The organism is Acinetobacter sp. Z1 (assembly GCF_024296945.1).
GTDB lineage: Bacteria > Pseudomonadota > Gammaproteobacteria > Pseudomonadales > Moraxellaceae > Acinetobacter > Acinetobacter beijerinckii.
This window is the reverse complement of sequence record NZ_CP101115.1, coordinates 2856111-2878021: the sequence shown is the minus strand read 5'-3', so window position 1 is coordinate 2878021 and position 21911 is coordinate 2856111. Positions and strand designations below refer to the sequence as shown.

The following is a 21911-nucleotide window of genomic DNA, read 5'->3' as shown; positions in this document are numbered from 1 at the left end:
GCAGCAAGGTTAACCTTACTGCTTTTTTTATAAATTTAATTACGCAGTAACGATATTAAAATTCACATCGATATTATTGCGTGTTGCATTTGAATAAGGACAAACGATATGTGCTGCTGCTACTAATTGTTCTGCTTCAGCTTGTTCTAAACCAATTAAATATACATTTAACGTCACTTCAATTCCGAAACCGTTTGGGATCGGACCAATTCCAACTTCACCTTCAACATATGCATCTTTTGAAATTTTTAATTTATCGCGATTTGCTACAAATTTCATTGCACCAAGGAAACATGCAGAATAACCAGCTGCGAAAAGTTGTTCAGGGTTAGTCACTGCTCCACCGGCACCGCCCATTTCTTTTGGCACACCTAATTGAACATCTAAGACACCATCTGATGATGTAGCTCGACCATCACGACCACCTGTTGCTTTGGCTTTTGCTCGATATACGACTTGTTCTAGAGACATGATTATTATTCCTGAATTAATGTTGAGTTCAATTAAATCGTACACGATATAAAATCAAAAACAAGTAATCAAATTGTAAATAGGGCAATCACTTGGTTAGATTGTGACGTAGTTCTGCAAGTTGGTTTTTCAACTCAAATAAAGTCTTTGGACTACATGAAGCAGCTTGGGTAATCTGATGTGGAATATCAATAGCTTGTAATTGTAAATCTATACCTTGCTCAGTGAGTGAAATGATCACCATTCTTTCATCTTTTTTTGAGCGTTTACGATGAATCAGTTGTGCAGACTCTAGTTTTTTTAAGATAGGTGTTAATGTCGAAGACTCTAAAAATAATCGATCACCAATTTCAGAAACAGTAACTTGATCTTTTTCCCATAAAACCAACATTACAAGATATTGAGGGTAGGTAAGTTTAAGCGGCGCAAGCAACTGTCTATAGACTTGGTTGATTGCTAAATTAGTCGAATAAACTAGAAAACATAACTGATTATCTAATAATAGTTGTTGGTGTTCTTCACCCATGCAGCTCTCAATAAATAGTTAACTTTACCCAGTATATATTGGTCTTAAAGCATTGATTAAGCAATTTTAGAATCAATCAATAATTGAAAGGGTATTCAAAAGCCTATATTGCCAACTTTATTTGATTTTGGAATTACCAAAGATCTGCAATTTTCTTTAATAGTTTCGCTCTATTTCGTGCTGTAGGATTATTTGGATTAGCTATTGTTTGCTGTTCAAAATATTGTTGCCAAAGTTGGATCATCTCTAAAGTTGTTCCTTTCTGCTTTATGATGATGATGTCTTCGCGCTTGATATTTTCTAATCGTTGTCTCGCTCCTTCAGCACCAGTACCCCAACCAATTATCCATTGTCCAAAACTGTTTATAGATAAATTTTGCGGGGTGGGTAATGTGTTTTGTACTTGAGTGGATGGATCAATTAAGACATCATCTGTCATTGCATGTATGTGTGCTGTTGTCCCTAAGAAAAAGAAGAAAGGAATAAATTTATACATAGATAGAGCTTGAGGCAATTTAAGGCCAGATGTTACACGGTTCATGGTGAGAAAATGTTGAAACTTGTTCTACGATGATTATTAATTCTTATTAAATCATCATTCTAGCGATCATGCATGCATAAAATATGATTATGTTAGTCAGTTATTTTTATAATTATAAATTTTCAATGGAAGAAATCAGTGCTTCCAATAGGAATATATCAATAGCTGATTAATTTTCGATGTTGCATTAATGGCATGGATAGGCGAGTTGATTCCTGTTCTTTGATATCGAACGAGTTGGTAATTAATGCCTGACCTTCAGTATCGACCATTTGTAAAAGTTGACCGCGACTGTCGGTAATGCCTGAATGTCCCCAAGTTTGGCGTTTTTCACCATGCCATCCCTGTTGAGCAGCACCTAAAACATAGCATTGACTATCCATCGCACGTGCTTGTAATAGTAATTGCCAATGCAGTTTGCCAGTGGTGTAGGTAAATGCTGCTGGGGCAGAGAGTATATGTGCACCTTGCTGACGTAAGGTTAAAGCAAGTTCAGGAAAGCGTAGGTCATAACAGACCATGAGACCGATATTACCAAATGGTGTTTTCGCGACAACCACTTGATCGCCTGGTTCAAAGAATTGAGATTCTTGATATCCACCAACAGCATCACCGACTTGAACATCAAATAAGTGAATTTTATCGTAACGTGCTTCAGTGCCTTCAGGACTAATGCATAAGCTGACCGTTCGCACACGACCATCAGTAATGATTGAACCATCAGGACGAAAAGGACAAGGTAATGTACCAGCGATAATCCAAATTTGATATCGATGTGCGAGTTGTTCTAAACGTTGTTGGATTGCTTCAAACTGAGCAGCAGTTTCTCGTTGTTTACCTGCGGCAAAGCACACGAAATTTTCAGGGAAGACAATCAGGTTAGCTGCTTGTGCCTTGCTCTGTTGTAATAATCTTTCTATAACAATGAAGTTATCTTCAATGTCATTCTGAGAATTCATTTGAGCAACAGAGAGTAAGGTCATAGAGCAGCCAATGTAGTTAGCTTAACAATCAAGCATTTTGTTTTTGTACGTCAGTATTCAAGCAATCTTGCTCTTTTTGCAATTGCTTAACGAGTGGTTCAAACATATTTTGGTTGTTGTCATTTAAACGCATCAACGTTTTATGTGCATCAAGTACGGTATTTAACATAGCGCTATGAGTAACATGTTCCTCAGTAAGCTCTAATGTGCATACATTTGGATCGCCACAATAATTTAAGATAACAAAAACCTGTCTTAGCCCCATACTATTGGCTAAGGTTGTAATATCTGGATTTGTCGATAGCATAACTGCTTGTATGTGATGAGCTTGCTTGAGCTTTAACCCCAATTTTGCCAGTATGCCTAATACAGTACTGTCAATAAATGTGGTTTCAGTCAAATCAACGATTGCACCAACAACATTTTGCTGTTGTTCAATCCTGTTAAGTAGTTTGTCTAAACTTATACAAGAGTGAGCACGCACTTCGCCAATAAGTTTGAAAATATGCGTTCCGTTCAAACTTGCATATTCAACATGACCTGTTGACATATAAATGCCATTTTCAGAGAAAGGATATAAAATTATCCCATAGTGATATTCTAGACACAAGTGGTTGGATGGTGTGATCTAATTAAAATATTGATATTTAAATTAATTCATTCGACATAAGCTCAGAATTGCAATGTCATCAGCTACATGTTCTGGTGCTTGAAAGGAATCATTTTGTAGATGTTCGACCAATTGATTGAACTGATCATTTAAACCACCATCAAATGGTTCAAGTGCACCGTCTGAACATAAAATAAATCGTGCATGACGACTTAACACACAACAGTGCTCTTCAACCTCGAGTTCTTCAGTTAAGCCGAGTGGAAAGCTACTGGTGGTTAAAATTTGTGGCGGTTTGTTTGGTTCAAAAATGATGGGTGGTGGATAATGTCCTGCGCTAGACCAGCATACTTCATTTGTTGTTAGATTTAATATACCTGCCACCATAGTGATATGTTTTTCAATATTTTCTTGCATCAGCATGGCATTTAGCTTTTGAATTAATTGGCTTGGTCTTTTGGAGCGACCATGAAAAGCAGCCATCCACGATGTGAGTAAGCTACTAGTAACACCATGACCAGAAACATCGGCTAAATAAAATAAAACTTCATGATCATTCAATCTCCAATAATCATACCAATCACCAGACAAATAAGCGGATGGCTGAAACAGAGACTCAAATTGATAATTTGGAAGTTCGATTGGATTTGGTAATAAACGCTTTTGTAATTCAGCTGCGGATGGTAAATCACGACTATCTTGATTACGTTTATATTGCGCGTCAATTTTAAATAAAGAGTGTACTGGATTCTTAGGGAGATTATCCCACATCCAACCAGCCAACGCACCTAGCTCCCAAGCTTGAGCTAGTGCAGCTCCTTCATGTTCAAAAGCAAGAACAATTGTTGGGAGTTTCCATTGATATTTTAAAAAATCTTGTACATCAGCAATTGCAATAATGGTTTGATCATACAATTCTAAATCATCCACTTGAATGATTTGCAGGCTTGGTAACTCACTTAATGCTTGATCTAGATAAGTTACTGAGCGTGTGGGTTGGATGAAATACATAAATAAATTGCCGATCCTTTAAGTGATCATTTTTTAAGTCATCATAGATGAAATATGATGAAAAACATAGTATTGCTAAAGCTTTTAAAACCCAAGCAATACTTAGATTTGTAATAAAATGATTATAAAGTTATTGCTCATCTGGAGATGATTCATCGGTATCATCAACATCGCCGATAAAGGAAATATCGTTTGAATCGCCTTTCTTTTCAGCAATTTGGAAAGCTTTTCTTTGTAGGTAGAAATCGCGAATCATTGCATATTTATCGCCTTTTAAACTTTCTTCTATATCTAAAATTTGTGAGCGAGCATCAATCGCTTGTAAAACATTAGTCGACCAAAGTATGCCTTCTTGATCATCTAATAAATATTTTTGAGGGCGACCAAAACTGTCTGCAGCTAAACCAAAACCATCACGGAAAGTGCTCGGTCCAAAAAAAGGAAGCATCACATATGGGCCAGAGGCAACACCATAATATCCTAATGTCACCCCAAAGCTTTCCTCTTCTGTTGGCAGTCCTAAACGACGCGCAGGATCAGCAAAACCTAGAGTTGTTAAAGTATTAACCGTAAATCGTCCTAATGTTTTGGCTGCTCGGCTAGGACGACCTTGAATTAATTGATTTACCGCATTCCAAGGTTCACCTAAATTTTTACGAAACTGGCGATATGGATTACGAACAGGTTCAGGAACTTTGGCAACATATTGAATTGCAACAGGCTTTAATACATTACGATCTAAAGCATCGTTAAAAGCGAAGATTTGACGGTTAAGGGGTTGTAGTGGATCTTTCACTTGATCGGGTTGTGCCGCATTCGCATTCACTTTTAAATCGTTTTTTGTAATATGTTTTAAATCTTTTATTGCCTGTAGTGTTGAAGTATTTTGTTCAAAGGTTTGGTTTGTAATAGCATTGCTTGCTGGATTTGCAGTGTCTGCTGCAAATACGAATGAGCACGCTCCAGCAGATAACAACCCAAGCAAGATAAAATTTGAATAATGCATAAAAGTCCTTAGTCGCTGAAAATGCGAAATGCAGTCATTAAGTGATTGTTTGAATCGAACTCATCATAATATATAGCAAGAGCAAAAATTAATTGTTCTGTCCTAATTAAAGCAAATTTGTTCAAAAAATATAAGTAAAAAGATGTTTTTGTTCAAAAGCTGACCACTTGAGATAATAAATAAAAAGAAATTAAGAAAAGGGGTTGTGTTGGTTTGGAAATGCTGTAGAATGCACATCCATCGGCGGTGATGCAGATAAAAACTTGTTGAGAAACAAGGATTTGGCTAGATTGGTTAGATTCTTGAGTTGGTTGATAAGTTTGATAAATATCTAAATTACCTGTTGACTTTGAAGAAATTCAGAGTAATATAGCCGACCTAGCTTGATGATGACGAATCATCGAGAAGATCATTAAGAGAATAGAAGAACAACTTGTGTGGATTTTTACTGGTTAATCGATCGAAAATATTTCATTGATTGAATGGTAGAAATTACTCGAAGTTTATTTGAGAAATTAAAGTCAGAAAATTGATGAGCCAGATTTGGTGCTTAGAATAAAGCACAAATGATATTAAACTGAAGAGTTTGATCATGGCTCAGATTGAACGCTGGCGGCAGGCTTAACACATGCAAGTCGAGCGGGGAAATGTAGCTTGCTACATTACCTAGCGGCGGACGGGTGAGTAATGCTTAGGAATCTGCCTATTAGTGGGGGACAACATTCCGAAAGGAATGCTAATACCGCATACGTCCTACGGGAGAAAGCAGGGGACCTTCGGGCCTTGCGCTAATAGATGAGCCTAAGTCGGATTAGCTAGTTGGTGGGGTAAAGGCCTACCAAGGCGACGATCTGTAGCGGGTCTGAGAGGATGATCCGCCACACTGGGACTGAGACACGGCCCAGACTCCTACGGGAGGCAGCAGTGGGGAATATTGGACAATGGGGGGAACCCTGATCCAGCCATGCCGCGTGTGTGAAGAAGGCCTTTTGGTTGTAAAGCACTTTAAGCGAGGAGGAGGCTACTAGTATTAATACTACTGGATAGTGGACGTTACTCGCAGAATAAGCACCGGCTAACTCTGTGCCAGCAGCCGCGGTAATACAGAGGGTGCGAGCGTTAATCGGATTTACTGGGCGTAAAGCGTGCGTAGGCGGCTGATTAAGTCGGATGTGAAATCCCTGAGCTTAACTTAGGAATTGCATTCGATACTGGTCAGCTAGAGTATGGGAGAGGATGGTAGAATTCCAGGTGTAGCGGTGAAATGCGTAGAGATCTGGAGGAATACCGATGGCGAAGGCAGCCATCTGGCCTAATACTGACGCTGAGGTACGAAAGCATGGGGAGCAAACAGGATTAGATACCCTGGTAGTCCATGCCGTAAACGATGTCTACTAGCCGTTGGGGCCTTTGAGGCTTTAGTGGCGCAGCTAACGCGATAAGTAGACCGCCTGGGGAGTACGGTCGCAAGACTAAAACTCAAATGAATTGACGGGGGCCCGCACAAGCGGTGGAGCATGTGGTTTAATTCGATGCAACGCGAAGAACCTTACCTGGTCTTGACATAGTAAGAACTTTCCAGAGATGGATTGGTGCCTTCGGGAACTTACATACAGGTGCTGCATGGCTGTCGTCAGCTCGTGTCGTGAGATGTTGGGTTAAGTCCCGCAACGAGCGCAACCCTTTTCCTTATTTGCCAGCGGGTTAAGCCGGGAACTTTAAGGATACTGCCAGTGACAAACTGGAGGAAGGCGGGGACGACGTCAAGTCATCATGGCCCTTACGACCAGGGCTACACACGTGCTACAATGGTCGGTACAAAGGGTTGCTACCTAGCGATAGGATGCTAATCTCAAAAAGCCGATCGTAGTCCGGATTGGAGTCTGCAACTCGACTCCATGAAGTCGGAATCGCTAGTAATCGCGGATCAGAATGCCGCGGTGAATACGTTCCCGGGCCTTGTACACACCGCCCGTCACACCATGGGAGTTTGTTGCACCAGAAGTAGGTAGTCTAACCGCAAGGAGGACGCTTACCACGGTGTGGCCGATGACTGGGGTGAAGTCGTAACAAGGTAGCCGTAGGGGAACCTGCGGCTGGATCACCTCCTTAACGAAAGATTGATGGCCGGTAAGAATCCACAACAAGTTGTTCTTCGAAGATGTATCTGAGGGTCTGTAGCTCAGTTGGTTAGAGCACACGCTTGATAAGCGTGGGGTCACAAGTTCAAGTCTTGTCAGACCCACCACTACTGACGAAGTGATGAATAATCACAAGCTGCTAGATTGAAAGATATGTCGTTCATTATGATTTAAGCTGGGGACTTAGCTTAGTTGGTAGAGCGCCTGCTTTGCACGCAGGAGGTCAGGAGTTCGACTCTCCTAGTCTCCACCATGAATTAAAAAGAGTTTGTAAGAACGAAATTAATTCAAAGCTAAAGTAAATTATAGAAATTAATAAATACCTAAATAAGTCAAAAGAGATTTTGATTTGAGTTTATTAACTTCTGTGATTTATCACAGTTTACTACGCACCGACGAGGTGGTAGTTAATCATTAACAGATTAGAAAATTGAGTCTGAAATAAATTGTTCAAACTCGATTAATTCAACACTAACAGTAATACGTAAGTATTTCAGTTGGATGAAGAGTTAATCTGAGAACTAGCAAAAACACTGAATCAAGCGTTTTGGTAATGAATTTAGATTGAAGCTGTATGGTGATTAAGTTCACAGACAACGAATAGTAGCAATTAAGTTTGCAACGCTAACACTCACTTGTATGTGTTAACGACTGTTTGGGGTTGTATAGTCAAGTAATTAAGTGCATGTGGTGGATGCCTTGGCAGTCAGAGGCGATGAAAGACGTGATAGCCTGCGAAAAGCTCCGGGGAGGCGGCAAATATCCTTTGATCCGGAGATTTCTGAATGGGGGAACCCACCCGCTATAAGGCGGGTATCATAAACTGAATACATAGGTTTATGAAGCGAACGAGGGGAAGTGAAACATCTCAGTACCCTTAGGAAAAGAAATCAATTGAGATTCCCTTAGTAGCGGCGAGCGAACGGGGAGCAGCCCATTAAGTTGTGTGTGTTCTAGTGGAACGCTCTGGGAAGTGCGAACGTAGAGGGTGATATTCCCGTACACGAAAGGGCACACACAATGATGACGAGTAGGGCGAGGCACGTGAAACCTTGTCTGAATATGGGGGGACCATCCTCCAAGGCTAAATACTCCTGACTGACCGATAGTGAACCAGTACCGTGAGGGAAAGGCGAAAAGAACCCCTGTGAGGGGAGTGAAATAGATCCTGAAACCGCATGCATACAAGCAGTGGGAGCCGACTTGTTCGGTGACTGCGTACCTTTTGTATAATGGGTCAGCGACTTACATTCAGTAGCAAGGTTAACCGAATAGGGGAGCCGTAGAGAAATCGAGTCTTAATAGGGCGTTTAGTTGCTGGGTGTAGACCCGAAACCAGGCGATCTATCCATGAGCAGGTTGAAGGTTGGGTAACACTAACTGGAGGACCGAACCCACTGTCGTTGAAAAGCCAGGGGATGACTTGTGGATAGGGGTGAAAGGCTAATCAAGCCTGGTGATAGCTGGTTCTCCCCGAAAGCTATTTAGGTAGCGCCTCGGACGAATACCATTGGGGGTAGAGCACTGTTTCGGCTAGGGGGTCATCCCGACTTACCAAACCGATGCAAACTCCGAATACCAATGAGTACTATCCGGGAGACAGACTGCGGGTGCTAACGTCCGTAGTCAAGAGGAAAACAATCCAGACCGCCAGCTAAGGCCCCAAAATCATAGTTAAGTGGGAAACGATGTGGGAAGGCATAGACAGCTAGGAGGTTGGCTTAGAAGCAGCCACCCTTTAAAGAAAGCGTAATAGCTCACTAGTCGAGTCGGCCTGCGCGGAAGATGTAACGGGGCTAAAACTATGTGCCGAAGCTGCGGATTTACGCATTAGCGTAAGTGGTAGGGGAGCGTTCTGTAAGCCGATGAAGGTGTATTGAGAAGTATGCTGGAGGTATCAGAAGTGCGAATGCTGACGTGAGTAACGACAAAACGGGTGAAAAACCCGTTCGCTGAAAGACCAAGGGTTCCAGTCCAACGTTAATCGGGGCTGGGTGAGTCGACCCCTAAGGCGAGGCCGAGAGGCGTAGTCGATGGGAAATTGGTTAATATTCCAATACTTCTGTGTAATGCGATGAGAGGACGGAGAAGGTTAAGTCAGCCTGGCGTTGGTTGTCCAGGTGGAAGGCTGTAGGCATGCATCTTAGGCAAATCCGGGGTGCTCTATGCTGAGAGCTGATAGCAAGCTGTACTTGTACAGTGAAGTGGCTGATACCATGCTTCCAGGAAAAGTCTCTAAGCTTCAGTTACACAGGAATCGTACCCGAAACCGACACAGGTGGTCAGGTCGAGTAGACCAAAGCGCTTGAGAGAACTCTGCTGAAGGAACTAGGCAAAATGGTACCGTAACTTCGGGAGAAGGTACGCTGCTGACGGTGATGGGACTTGCTCCCTGAGCTATTGGCAGCCACAGAAACCAGGCCGCTGCAACTGTTTATTAAAAACATAGCACTCTGCAAACACGAAAGTGGACGTATAGGGTGTGATGCCTGCCCGGTGCTGGAAGGTTAATTGATGGGGTTAGCGTAAGCGAAGCTCTTGATCGAAGCCCCAGTAAACGGCGGCCGTAACTATAACGGTCCTAAGGTAGCGAAATTCCTTGTCGGGTAAGTTCCGACCTGCACGAATGGCATAATGATGGCGGCGCTGTCTCCAGCAGAGGCTCAGTGAAATCGAAATCGCTGTGAAGATGCAGTGTACCCGCGGCTAGACGGAAAGACCCCGTGAACCTTTACTGCAGCTTGACATTGAACTTTGACCTTACTTGTGTAGGATAGGTGGGAGGCTTTGAAGTTGGAACGCTAGTTCCAATGGAGCCGTCCTTGAAATACCACCCTGGTAATGTTGAGGTTCTAACTCTGCCCCGTAATCCGGGGCGAGGACCATGTCTGGTGGGTAGTTTGACTGGGGCGGTCTCCTCCTAAAGAGTAACGGAGGAGTACGAAGGTGCGCTCAGCGTGGTCGGAAATCACGCGTAGAGTATAAAGGCAAAAGCGCGCTTAACTGCGAGACCCACAAGTCGAGCAGGTACGAAAGTAGGTCTTAGTGATCCGGTGGTTCTGTATGGAAGGGCCATCGCTCAACGGATAAAAGGTACTCTGGGGATAACAGGCTGATACCGCCCAAGAGTTCATATCGACGGCGGTGTTTGGCACCTCGATGTCGGCTCATCTCATCCTGGGGCTGAAGCAGGTCCCAAGGGTATGGCTGTTCGCCATTTAAAGAGGTACGCGAGCTGGGTTTAGAACGTCGTGAGACAGTTCGGTCCCTATCTACCGTGGGCGCTGGAAATTTGAGAGGATCTGCTCCTAGTACGAGAGGACCAGAGTGGACGAACCTCTGGTGTACCGGTTGTCACGCCAGTGGCATCGCCGGGTAGCTATGTTCGGAAGGGATAACCGCTGAAAGCATCTAAGCGGGAAGCCTACCTCAAGATAAGATTTCCCTAGGACTTTATGTCCTCTAAAGAGCCGTTCGAGACTAGGACGTTGATAGGTTGGGTGTGGAAGCACGGTGACGTGTGAAGCTGACCAATACTAATTGCTCGTGAGGCTTGACTATACAACACCCAAACAGTTGTTGTATTCAAGATAAATTCAATACTTAACTTGATTTAGTGTACAAACTAGTTACAATACAGACCAATTATCTAATCCGTTAATAACTCTTTGGACCGTAAGTAAGGCATACGATGATTACATCGTGAATAAGACCCGAAAACACCACAACAGTTTGCTGGCGACAATAGCAAGAGTGAACCACCTGATCCCTTCCCGAACTCAGAAGTGAAACCTCTTCGCGCTGATGGTAGTGTGGCACTTGCCATGTGAGAGTAAGTCATCGCCAGCTTTTAAATACTAACACCCCCTCCGCTAATGCAGAGGGGGTGTTTTTTTTGGAAAATTAAGTCAATATTAAAAGAGTCGTGCTATTTTTATCCTAATTAGATGCTAAATAAGAAAAGCTATTAGGAGTGAGATGATTCTCTATGAACTTTTATCTGCAATTGGAATTGTCTATTTAGGTTTTTTAGTTTGGAAGTGGTTAGAAAAACTTAAGGAAAAATATCAAGCACTTCGAGTTATTCGTGAATGGATATTAGATAATCCTGGAGCAAAACTTTATGTAGCATTTATAACAGCAGACCAAAAGGTCTGTTCTGCTTGTGGGCGATATACAATGTCCTCCAGTTCAACGAGTACAGCTTGGTCTGGCTTTTTAGCCGGCGATCTAAATGATCTTGTGCGAAGAACCAAGGGGCAGAAAGTATTGGATGAAATGATTGAATGCCTAAAACAACAAAATATAAAGTAGTTGATATTTTCATCATAAAAGATGCTATCTGCTTTAATAAAAGTTTTATTTAAACTGAATAATCATTTTCAGCTAGCTCTGGGCGCGAAGCAGACTATTTACTACCACAAATATTTATTCTTTTGCTAGTTTTTTGAACAGATAAGTCAGTTGAAAAGTTTTTTCCTTGTATGCGTAAACATTGCTTTATGTTATAAATATTTATATGGGCATGTTTTTTGCTTGTTTTATAAAAGGAAGATCGTATGAAGTTATCTGTTGGATTGAAAGTTGCGAACAATCTATCGTTAACTCCTCAATTGCAACAGGCGATTCGTTTATTACAATTATCGAGTTTGGAGTTAGAACAAGAAATACAAATTCAATTAGATAGTAATCCATTGCTAGAAAAAATAGAAGATATCAATACGACTGAAAGTTTATCCACTTTAGAGGTTAAAGAATCAAGTGATTTGACGACGGAGTTAAATGCAGATCATTTACCAAATGATTTGCCTGTTGATACAGAGTGGGATGATATTTATACGCATCAATCAACTGCTTTGGCATCTCCTGAATTTGAAGAAAGAGAAGATAATCGTCAAATTCAATTGAGTTTAAAAGAACATATTTTAGAACAAGTTAATCTTCTGCACTTTTCCAACTTAGATAAGCTAATCGCATATTGCATTGTTGATTCTTTAGATGACAGAGGTTTTTTAGAAACCACATTAGAAGATATTTTATCAGCAGTCGTTGGTTTGCTGCATCAAATGGAAAGCGAAGAAGAAGTTGAAGAGGATGAAGTTGCTGTTGTTCTCAAACATATTCAGCGATTAGATCCTGTTGGGGTGGGTTCAAGAGGTTTAGCTGAATGTTTGAAAATTCAACTGGAAGCGTTAAATGATAAAACGCTTTATTTAAATGAAGCTAAAATTTTACTGAAAAATTATGAGTTATTAATTTCTAATGATTTAAATAAACTATTAAAGCAAACTGGATTGTCAAAAGATCAACTACAAAGTGCTGTTGATTTATTAAAAACACTGAAGCCTTATCCTGGATTGGAATTCGATCAACAAGAATCAGAATATCAGGTTCCAGATGTTGTCGTATTAAAGAAAGACCATCATTGGCAAGTTCAGCTTAATCCTGATGTTATGCCTAAACTAAGAATTAATTCATTTTACTCAAACATGATTCGTCGTGCAGATCAAAGTGATGATAATGTCTATTTGCGTAATCAGATGTTAGAGGCAAAAAACTTTATAAAAAGTATAGATGAACGACATAAGACTTTATTAAAAGTTTCAACATGTATTGTCCAACATCAACGTGCTTTTTTGGAACATGGGCCTGAGGCAATGAAACCTTTGGTTTTACGTGATGTTGCAGAGGAGGTTGAATTGCATGAGTCTACCGTATCGCGTGTCACGACCAATAAATATATGCTGACTCCACGTGGACTTTTTGAGTTGAAATACTTTTTTTCTAGTCATGTTGGAACGACATCAGGTGGAGAAGCATCATCTACGGCTATTCGTGCAATGATTAGAAAACTGGTTTCGAGTGAGAATCCTCGTAAACCATTGTCGGATAATGCGATAGCTGAAATGTTGAAAAATGATGGGATTGAAGTAGCACGAAGAACGGTCGCAAAATATCGTGAATCGTTACATATTCCTTCATCTTCTGAAAGAAAAGTCTTGATCTAAATTTGAAGGTGTGACTATTCTAAGCGTTCATTATTACGGAATAATGAATTTTTTTAATGATCACTAGAGGAATTACGGTAATGATTTAATGGATATTCAACATGTACATGCATTAAATCTATTTAAGTAATTCTCTTGAATCCAGAGAAAAAGGTGAGGGATAGAATTATGCAAATAACAATTCGTGGACACCATTTAACCATTACGCCAGCCATAGAAGAGAATATAAAAGAAAAGTTTAGTCAGATGACGAAACATTTAGATCAAGTAAATAGTATGCAGATTAAGCTGGCTAAAGATCATCAAATTGATAAACGTTCACACAAAGGCAGTGCAAACCATATTGCTGAAGCAATTATTCGTTTGCCTGGCGTGGAATTGTTTGCACAGGCAACAGCCGATGATATGTACACTTCAATTAGAAAATTAACTGATAAATTAAAAAGACAACTTGCTAAACACAGGAAAATACAGTGCTCATATCAACATGAGCTTGCACTTTTGAATTAATTTATCCTGTGTATAAGAGGCTTGTTATCGAGCCTCTTTTTTTTATTGATAAAAAAAGAAACTGCTTACTGAATTATCTGAAAAAGTTATAGTAAAATGTTTCGTTTTACACCGATGGTTGTATAAGAGGTCTTGTTAATGAATATTGAGCAGCTCACGCAAATTTTAAAAGAAGCTTTCCCTGAAGCAGAAGTAGCAGTGAGCGGTCAGGCTGGAAAATTTGACCTTCGAATTGTTGATGATCAGTTTGAGGGTAAAAGAACCGTCACTCGCCAACAAGCAGTTTATGCACCTTTAAATTCTTATATCGCGAGTGGTGCAGTACATGCTGTTACGATTCGTGCAATGACAAAAGACGAATGGCGCAAAGCAAGCCTTTTCGGAGCCTAAATATTAATGGATAAATTTTTAATCACGGGCGGTGTTAAGCTCGAGGGTGAAGTACGTATTTCTGGCGCTAAAAATGCTGCTTTGCCTTTACTCGCAGCAATGATTCTTGCTGATTCCCCAACTACGCTAACCAATGTACCCAACCTAAAAGATGTTAACACCTTAGTGAAATTGATTGCGGGTTTAGGCATCACCATGAGTTATGAGGGTGATATTGTTCGAGCTGATGCATCGACCTTAGACAATCAATTCGCACCTTATGAACTTGTAAAAACCATGCGTGCATCTATTTTGGTGTTAGGTCCATTATTAGCACGTTATGGTAATGCCAAAGTTTCACTTCCTGGTGGTTGTGCAATTGGTTCACGTCCTGTCGATCAGCATTTGAAAGCTTTAGAAGCTTTAGGTGCACAAATAGAAGTTGAAAATGGATATGTCCATGCTTCAGTAGATGGTCGCTTAAAAGGTGGTGAAGTCATTTTTGATATGGTCACTGTCGGTGGTACAGAGAATATCTTGATGGCTGCTGCACTAGCAGATGGCGTGACCACGATTCGAAATGCGGCTCGTGAACCTGAAATTACTGATCTTGCGCAAATGTTAATTAAAATGGGTGCGAAGATCGAAGGTTTAGACACGGATACTTTAGTGGTGACTGGTGTTGAAAGTTTGCACGGCTGCGAATATGCTGTTGTTGCGGATCGTATTGAAACAGGTTCGTATTTAGCAGCAGCTGCAATTACTGGCGGTCGAGTTAAAACCACACATACTGATCCTACATTGTTAGAAGCGGTCTTAGATAAATTTGAAGAAATGGGTGCAGAAGTCACTCGTGGTGATGACTGGATTGAGCTAGATATGCAGGGTAAACGCCCGAAAGCAGTCAGTTTTAGAACATTACCGCACCCAGATTTTCCAACTGATATGCAAGCTCAACTGATGGCAGTCAATGTGATAGGTCGTGGTTTTGCAACGATTTCAGAAACAATTTTTGAAAATCGTTTTATGCATGTACCAGAACTTTCACGTATGGGTGCGAATATTCAAGTTGAAGGTCATGATGCTGTTGTTACTGGAGTTGAAACACTTCAAGCAGCGCCTGTTATGGCAACTGATTTACGCGCTTCATTTTCACTTGTACTTGCTGCTTTGGTTGCTGAAGGTGAAACACTGATTGATCGTATCTACCATATTGATCGTGGTTACGAACATGTGGAAGAAAAATTGCAAAGTTTAGGTGCTCAGATTAAGCGAGTAAAAGAATGAATGACTTAAGAAACGATGATCCAAATTTTGATGTAATGGGAAATTTTGATCATGGTTTAACTTTAGCACTCAGTAAAGGTCGTATTTTAAAAGAGACATTACCCTTACTAGAAAATGCGGGTATTAATTTACTTGAGGATCCTGATAAATCTCGTAAATTGATTTTTCCAACAACCCATAAAAAAGTTCGTATCTTAATTCTACGTGCTTCTGATGTGCCGACTTATGTTGAAAATGGCGCAGCAGATTTCGGTGTTGCAGGTAAAGATGTTTTGATGGAGCATGGCGCTCAGCATGTTTATGAGCTTCTTGACTTAAAAATTGCGAATTGTAAGCTGATGACAGCAGGTAAAGTTGGCATGGAACGTCCAAAAGGGCGTTTAAAAATTGCCACGAAGTATGTCAATTTAACACGTCAGTATTATGCAAGCCTTGGTGAGCAGGTTGATGTAATCAAGCTATACGGATCAATGGAACTCGCACCCTTAGTTGGATTGGGTGATTACATTGTTGATGTGGTGGATACCGGTAATACTTTACGTGCTAATGGATTGGAGCCGTTAGAGGAAATTTGCAAAGTTTCTTCGCGGCTGATTGTCAATAAGGCGAGCTTTAAACGTAAGCAAGCAGTACTTAATCCAATTTTGGTGCAGCTAGAAGAAGCTATTAACGCTAAGCAACAATAAGCTGTGAGATCGAAATAAAAAAGGTTAACTTCGGTTAACCTTTTTTATTTCAGCGTTCTAAGTAGAATAAAACTTAGTCATTCTAAAGTTATCTATAATTCAATAAATGTAAATATGAATAGGTCGAATCTCTACTTATTGAAAAGTCCATTCTTTTTCATCGACTTTTTAGGCAGAGATGTTGTCCACAAGTACGATGAAAAAGAGTAAACTTAGTCTTCTATTTTTTGCCTTGTGGGTAAATTGATGCGACGTTTATCGACTCAGGATCAAAATTTTAAACAGACTTTTGCTGAATTGTTAGCATTTGAAACTGTAAATGATCCTCAACTCATACAAACTGTAGATCAAATTATTGTTGATGTTCGTCAGCATGGTGATGATCATGTGCTCAAATTAACGCAGCAGTTCGATCGACATCCAGCGCATCAATTTTCAGATTTAGAATTGACTCAGGCTCAATTGAAAACAGCATTTGATGGTTTAAATGTTGAAATCCGCGAAGCTTTGGAGCTCGCTGCAAAACGCATTCGTTCTTTTCATCAAGCACAGAAACAAGAAGGTTGGACTTATATAGATGAGTTAGGTAATACACTCGGTCAAAAAGTCACACCGCTAGATCGCGTTGGGATTTATGTGCCTGGTGGATTAGCTTCGTATCCTTCTTCAGTATTAATGAATGCATTACCTGCTCATGTGGCGGGCGTTCCAGAAATTATTATGGTCGTTCCTGCACCAAATGGTGAATTGAATCCATTGGTATTGGCAGCGGCTTATTTAGCTGGGGTAAGTCGAGTTTTTACCATTGGTGGCGCACAAGCTGTTGCTGCATTGGCATATGGAACTCAAACGATTCCTGCGGTTGATAAAATTACAGGTCCAGGAAATCGTTTCGTTGCTGCTGCAAAACGTGCAGTGTTTGGTCAAGTCGGTATTGATATGATCGCAGGGCCTTCGGAAATTCTAGTTTATGCCGAAGGTGCGAATAATGCTGAATGGTTGGCGATGGATGTATTGTCTCAAGCAGAACATGATACTGTTGCACAAGCCATTTTTATTACGCCAGATGAAGCACTCCTAAACGCAGTAGATGCAGCAATTGAAAAACATTTAAGTGCGCTGCCGAAAGCAGAAATTGCTCGAACTTCGATTCAAAATCGCGGTGCTTTAGTATTAGTGAAAGACCGTGCGGAAGCAGTGGAACTCATCAATCAAGTCGCGCCAGAGCATCTAGAGTTATGTCTTGATGAGGCTGAATTGATGAGCCAAGAAATTCGACATGCAGGTGCCATTTTTATGGGGCGTTATACACCCGAAGCGATTGGTGATTATTGTGCAGGCCCAAATCATGTTCTACCAACTTCTGGGACAGCACGCTTTTCATCGCCTTTAGGTGTTTATGATTTTCAGAAGCGCTCAAGTTTGATTATGTGCTCGCAAGAGGGTGTTAAAACTTTGGCGAGAACAGCAGATATTCTTGCAGTTGAAGAAAATCTTGATGCTCATGCACGTTCAGCACGTTACCGTTATCAATAACCGATTCGAGAAATAGATAGGGGCTGATAAGCCCCTTTTTTAAAGATATATTGAGAGTAGAACAATGACATTAACAAGCGATAAAATGCGTTTTTGGAGTCCCGAAGTTCGTGAACTAGAGCCTTATGTGCCAGGCGAGCAACCTAAAATTCAGAACTTACTTAAACTCAATACCAATGAGAATCCTTATCCACCATCACCAAAAGTTGTAGCAGCAGTCCAAGCAGTTTTATCGAACAATGCAGACGCTTTACGTCTTTATCCAGACCCAGATGCAACGGTGCTAAAGCAAGCGATTGCTCACCAACAAAATGTCAATATTGACCAAGTTTTTGTTGGTAATGGTTCAGATGAAGTCTTAGCACATATTTTTAAAGCATTTTTTATTCAGAAGGAACCTGTTCTATATGCAGATATAACCTATAGTTTCTATCCTGTTTATAGTCAGTTTTTTTCAACTCAAACAAAGCAAATTCCATTGAATGAAAAATTCGAAATTGATGTGTCTGATTATACTCAGGAAAATGGTGGCATCATCATCACTAATCCAAATGCACCAACTAGTATTGCTTTAGGTTTAGATCAAATTGAACAGGTGCTTAAAGCAAATCCTGATCGAGTGGTTTTAATTGATGAAGCCTATGTCGATTTTGGTGCTGAGTCTGCAGTTTCACTCGTTAACCAGTATGAGAATTTAGTCGTTTGCCAAACCACGTCTAAATCACGATCGTTGGCAGGTTTACGCGTTGGTTTTGCAATTGCTCAAAGCCATTTGATTGCTGCACTTGAAGCGGTAAAAAATAGTTTTAATTCTTATCCGATTGATCGTTTTGCAATTGCTGCTGCTGTAGCGTCATTTGAAGATCAGGAATATTTTGAAACGCAATGTCAAAAAGTAATTGAGAGCCGTGAGCACTTGGTAAGTGATCTTACTGCTTTAGGTTTCGAGGTTTTACCATCAAAAGCGAATTTTATCTTTGCGACGCATCCGCAACATGATGCCGCACTGTTAGCTCAGCAACTTCGTGATCAAGGCATTATTGTTCGTTACTTTAATAAACCACGAATCAACCAATATTTACGCATCACTATTGGTACTGATGAACAAAATCAGCGTTTGGTAGATACACTTAAAACGCATGTTTTATAAATTTATATTGAAAATAATCAGTGTTTGTTTATCTGCCATGTATTGAATAAATCAAGCATGGCAGAAATTTTATCAAAACATTCTTGATATTCAGCTTCTGCATCAGAAGCAATTGTAATCCCGCCACCTGCCCAGATCGATAATTCATCTTGATATTTTTGGATGCTACGAATCAAGATATTCCAACAACCTGTTCCATCAAAATTGAAGTAACCTAAGCTACCGCAATAAGCACCACGTGGTGCACCTTCTAATTCTTCAATAATTTGCATTGCACGAATTTTGGGTGCCCCTGTAATTGAACCACCTGGGAGGGCAGACAATAACATTTGCATTGGATTGACTTGTTCTTTTAACGTCGCTGTAATTTCACTGACCATATGATGAACTTGATTAAAGCTTTCTATTTCAAATAATTTTGTGGTGTTTACCGCCCCTGTTTCTGCATAAACACTTAAATCATTACGAAGTAAATCGACAATCATGACATTCTCAGCTTGATCTTTCTGAGAGTTTCTAAGCTTGGCTTTCGAGATTTGATCTTGTTCAGCATCATCAAAACGAGGCATTGTTCCCTTAATTGGGCGCGTTTTAATTTTCCGATCATTTTGAAATTCAATGAATAATTCAGGTGAACAACTGAGTAATTCAAAATCATTAATTTTTAGATAGCCAGCATAAGGTGCATGAGTTAGCTCCCATAAGTCTTGCGCACGACTTAATACTGAACCTTGAGAGCGAGCTGAGAATTCTTGTGTCAGGTTAATTTGGTAACAATCACCTGCTTTAATATATTCTTGTACTTGATTAAAACTATTTAAATATTCTTGCTTAGACCATCTAGGTGAAAATTCCTCAATTAACAACAATCGATCTTGTTCGGCTTTTAAGGGCTGATCAATTAAATTTGATATGTATTGGTAAATACTGTCTGCTTCAAGATCATCACTATAAAAATACCAAGCATTCTTTTCAAACTTTAAAAAAGTAGAATATTCACCCAAGAAAAAACTGGGTTGCTGATGTGAATGCACTTTTATAAATTGATTGGCGCTAAAGTCATAGCTAAAAAAACCAATATAGCCGCCATGAAAGGATAGTGTGGATTTTTTATCATCTGTTGTTAAATTAAATTTTGCGAAATCTAAAATTGATGTTGAATGATTGATTTGTTGATATTGATTTAATCGACTTTGAGTAAATTGTATTGAGCTTGAATTTTGTAAAATTAAAAACTTCTTTGGTAAAAACCCAATAATAGGCACGCTATTATCTTGTAAAAAAACTAAACCAGTTAGGTCTTTGAGCTGGGAAAGTAGGTCAAATGCTGAAGTAAATTGGCGATCAAGTTTTTGCTGAAAATACGACATAAAATGAAAAATACATTCATCAACATTTGGGGAATAAATTGTACTACAACCAAAAATTAGTATCGATTTTTATCGTATTTGATCATCTTAAATGGGGCTTTTCAAATCATGGATAGATTATTATTTATGAAATAAAGTTATAAAGGTCGCTTGAGGAGCAGGAAATGAATACTTGTTTACATTTGGAAACGTATTAGAGAATGATAAATGGTGAGAATCTATGTCGAAGATTCATGATAAGAAAAATCTAAAATAAAAAAATCTCGAACTATCTTAATGTTGTGAAATCAAGGCTCAAATAAATCTCAAATTAGGTGAACGCCGTTTGTCGGGATATCTACAAAAAAAGCTTAACAGGAGTTGAACATAAAATAACAAACCTGTAATTTAGTACTTGCTAAGCGAACTACTCAAGGATTGGAAGTTCAAGTTGTCATTAAGAAAAAAACGACCGTGGACAGTTTAGAGTAGTGAAAGTCAAAAAATAAATGCTCTTGGGAGAGTGCTCAATGAAAATGTTTACTAAACTTGCTTTAGTTTCTTCAATGGCGATTAGCGCAAATGCAATGGCTATGCAGTCAATGGATGATGCTGCACTAAGCGCTGCAACAGGTCAAGACGGTATCAACTTAGGTATCGGTATTTCAAAAATTGAAATCGAAAAAGTTTTAATTCACGATAATAATGGTCTTGCTGCTGCTGGTACTGCTGGTACTGCTGGCTTTGGTGGTACTGCTACTGCTGGTGCGATTGTTATTAAAGGTAATGGAACTGGTAAAACTGCTACAAATGGTATTGTAATTGAAGCCCCTGTAAATGCTGCTGGTGATGCTTATGATACTTCTCGTAAACTGACTTCAGGCTTACTTGCTGAGCTTGCTATTGATACTGATGCTGGTACGACTGCTGCTGGTGGAGCATTCCTTAACGTTGCCGCTGCAGTTTCTGGTTTAGATATTTATATTGGTGAAATTGGTGTTTCTGCTTCAAATGCATTAAGTCCAACAGCAGTTCGCCGTGGTGCTAATGATTCAGGTGCAACCCCAAATTATAATAAGATTTTATCTGGTTTAACTTTAAAAACAGGTAAAATGGACGCAAATATTCAGTTAGGTGCTGCTCCTCAAGGCGCAATGATTGTTTTAAGTACAACTATGCAAGGTGGTTTAGAAATCAATAACCTAGGCATTGTTGATAGTTCAACTAAAACTGGTACAGGAAATGGTACTGCTGGTAACCGTGCAGCAGGTGAAATTTTCTTAGATAGTATTAAAGTTGCTGATGCGTCAGGTTCTAATTTAACTGTTGCTGCTAAAGTAAGTGTTGTTGGTAAAGAAGCTACAAATAATGGTTACTTACGAATCATTACTGGTTCGGGCACTACAACGCCTGCAACTGATATGTATATTAAAGGTGTTCGTTTAGGAAGTTCAACTGCTGCATCAATTGGTGATGTTGAAGTTCAAGGACTTCAAACTTACTACAATAATGGCGGTGGTTTCAGCTCAACTGGAGCAAACGATGTTAAAGGTTCTATGATTACAATTTCTGGTCATTAATTACTTAAAATAAAAAAAGCGCAATTAATTGCGCTTTTTTTATTTTTAATAATATTTATTAACTTAGATGTAACTAAATCACCATCTAACTTGCATGAAATTACCAAATTACATTTAAAGCTACATTTCGTCAAAAAAAACTAAAAA

17 protein-coding genes, 2 tRNA genes and 3 rRNA genes are annotated in these 21911 nt (G+C 39.8%); 14 read left to right on the top strand and 8 right to left on the bottom strand.

Annotation, left to right across the window (positions count from 1 at the left end):
* Positions 1-39: 39 nt before the first annotated feature.
* From NGC85_RS13575 to NGC85_RS13545, 7 genes are all read right to left on the bottom strand, one after another.
* On the bottom strand, positions 40-471 hold the full coding sequence (locus NGC85_RS13575; protein ID WP_005051723.1) for an organic hydroperoxide resistance protein: 432 nt from the start codon (positions 469-471) through the stop codon (positions 40-42).
* Between the two features lie 88 nt (positions 472-559).
* Positions 560-997 (bottom strand): MarR family winged helix-turn-helix transcriptional regulator, encoded by a 438-nt coding sequence (locus NGC85_RS13570; RefSeq protein WP_254731860.1) that lies wholly within the window; start codon positions 995-997, stop codon positions 560-562.
* A 133-nt stretch (positions 998-1130) separates the two neighbouring features.
* Positions 1131-1493, bottom strand: coding sequence for a DUF4951 domain-containing protein (locus tag NGC85_RS13565; protein WP_254731858.1), 363 nt, complete (start codon positions 1491-1493; stop codon positions 1131-1133).
* 203 nt (positions 1494-1696) lie between these two features.
* Positions 1697-2521: a carbon-nitrogen hydrolase family protein gene (locus NGC85_RS13560; RefSeq protein ID WP_254731856.1), complete on the bottom strand. Its 825-nt coding sequence runs from the start codon at positions 2519-2521 to the stop codon at positions 1697-1699.
* A gap of 28 nt (positions 2522-2549) precedes the next feature.
* Positions 2550-3071, bottom strand: a complete 522-nt coding sequence (gigB, locus tag NGC85_RS13555) for an anti-anti-sigma factor GigB (RefSeq protein ID WP_254731854.1) — start codon at positions 3069-3071, stop codon at positions 2550-2552.
* Positions 3072-3173: 102 nt separating this feature from the next.
* Positions 3174-4142 carry an RsbU family protein phosphatase GigA gene (gigA, locus tag NGC85_RS13550; protein ID WP_005051734.1) on the bottom strand — a complete coding sequence of 323 codons (969 nt, stop codon included), beginning with the start codon at positions 4140-4142 and terminating at the stop codon, positions 3174-3176.
* Positions 4143-4272: 130 nt separating this feature from the next.
* A complete protein-coding gene (locus NGC85_RS13545; protein ID WP_254731852.1) occupies positions 4273-5148 on the bottom strand; it encodes a VacJ family lipoprotein in 876 nt (291 codons plus the stop codon).
* A gap of 574 nt (positions 5149-5722) precedes the next feature.
* Between NGC85_RS13545 and NGC85_RS13540 the strand changes: the two genes are divergently transcribed.
* The 13 genes from NGC85_RS13540 (at position 5723) to hisC (ending at position 18835) form a co-directional block, all read left to right on the top strand.
* A 16S ribosomal RNA gene (locus NGC85_RS13540) occupies positions 5723-7260 on the top strand.
* A 59-nt stretch (positions 7261-7319) separates the two neighbouring features.
* Positions 7320-7396: transfer RNA gene (locus tag NGC85_RS13535), tRNA-Ile, on the top strand.
* 70 nt (positions 7397-7466) lie between these two features.
* Positions 7467-7542: transfer RNA gene (locus tag NGC85_RS13530), tRNA-Ala, on the top strand.
* A gap of 414 nt (positions 7543-7956) precedes the next feature.
* Positions 7957-10850 (top strand): 23S ribosomal RNA (locus NGC85_RS13525).
* Positions 10851-11023: 173 nt separating this feature from the next.
* Positions 11024-11138 (top strand): 5S ribosomal RNA (gene rrf, locus NGC85_RS13520).
* Together the 16S, 23S and 5S rRNA genes with 2 tRNA genes alongside form the textbook arrangement of a ribosomal RNA operon.
* A 129-nt stretch (positions 11139-11267) precedes the next feature.
* The gene (locus NGC85_RS13515) at positions 11268-11603 is read left to right on the top strand and encodes a hypothetical protein (RefSeq protein WP_254731850.1); all 336 of its coding nucleotides are present in this window, start codon (positions 11268-11270) and stop codon (positions 11601-11603) included.
* Positions 11604-11848: 245 nt separating this feature from the next.
* A complete protein-coding gene (locus tag NGC85_RS13510; protein ID WP_005056858.1) occupies positions 11849-13297 on the top strand; it encodes an RNA polymerase factor sigma-54 in 1449 nt (482 codons plus the stop codon).
* A gap of 168 nt (positions 13298-13465) precedes the next feature.
* Positions 13466-13807: a ribosome-associated translation inhibitor RaiA gene (raiA, locus tag NGC85_RS13505; protein ID WP_005057789.1), complete on the top strand. Its 342-nt coding sequence runs from the start codon at positions 13466-13468 to the stop codon at positions 13805-13807.
* A 138-nt stretch (positions 13808-13945) separates the two neighbouring features.
* Positions 13946-14197: a BolA family iron metabolism protein IbaG gene (gene ibaG / locus NGC85_RS13500; protein WP_005056857.1), complete on the top strand. Its 252-nt coding sequence runs from the start codon at positions 13946-13948 to the stop codon at positions 14195-14197.
* Between the two features lie 6 nt (positions 14198-14203).
* Positions 14204-15463: a UDP-N-acetylglucosamine 1-carboxyvinyltransferase gene (gene murA, locus NGC85_RS13495; protein ID WP_254731848.1), complete on the top strand. Its 1260-nt coding sequence runs from the start codon at positions 14204-14206 to the stop codon at positions 15461-15463.
* Positions 15460-16149, top strand: a complete 690-nt coding sequence (gene hisG, locus NGC85_RS13490) for an ATP phosphoribosyltransferase (RefSeq protein WP_254731846.1) — start codon at positions 15460-15462, stop codon at positions 16147-16149. Before murA ends, hisG begins: the two co-directional genes overlap by 4 nt.
* Before the next feature lie 246 nt (positions 16150-16395).
* Positions 16396-17685: a histidinol dehydrogenase gene (gene hisD / locus NGC85_RS13485; protein WP_254731844.1), complete on the top strand. Its 1290-nt coding sequence runs from the start codon at positions 16396-16398 to the stop codon at positions 17683-17685.
* Positions 17686-17749: 64 nt separating this feature from the next.
* The gene (gene hisC / locus NGC85_RS13480; RefSeq protein WP_254731842.1) at positions 17750-18835 is read left to right on the top strand and encodes a histidinol-phosphate transaminase; all 1086 of its coding nucleotides are present in this window, start codon (positions 17750-17752) and stop codon (positions 18833-18835) included.
* A gap of 17 nt (positions 18836-18852) precedes the next feature.
* Here the strand turns inward: hisC and NGC85_RS13475 are convergent, their stop codons facing one another.
* Positions 18853-20205 (bottom strand): anthranilate synthase component I family protein, encoded by a 1353-nt coding sequence (locus NGC85_RS13475; RefSeq protein ID WP_254731840.1) that lies wholly within the window; start codon positions 20203-20205, stop codon positions 18853-18855.
* A gap of 509 nt (positions 20206-20714) precedes the next feature.
* Between NGC85_RS13475 and NGC85_RS13470 the strand changes: the two genes are divergently transcribed.
* Positions 20715-21764, top strand: a complete 1050-nt coding sequence (locus NGC85_RS13470; protein WP_254731838.1) for a DUF6160 family protein — start codon at positions 20715-20717, stop codon at positions 21762-21764.
* The last annotated feature ends 147 nt before the right edge of the window (positions 21765-21911 follow it).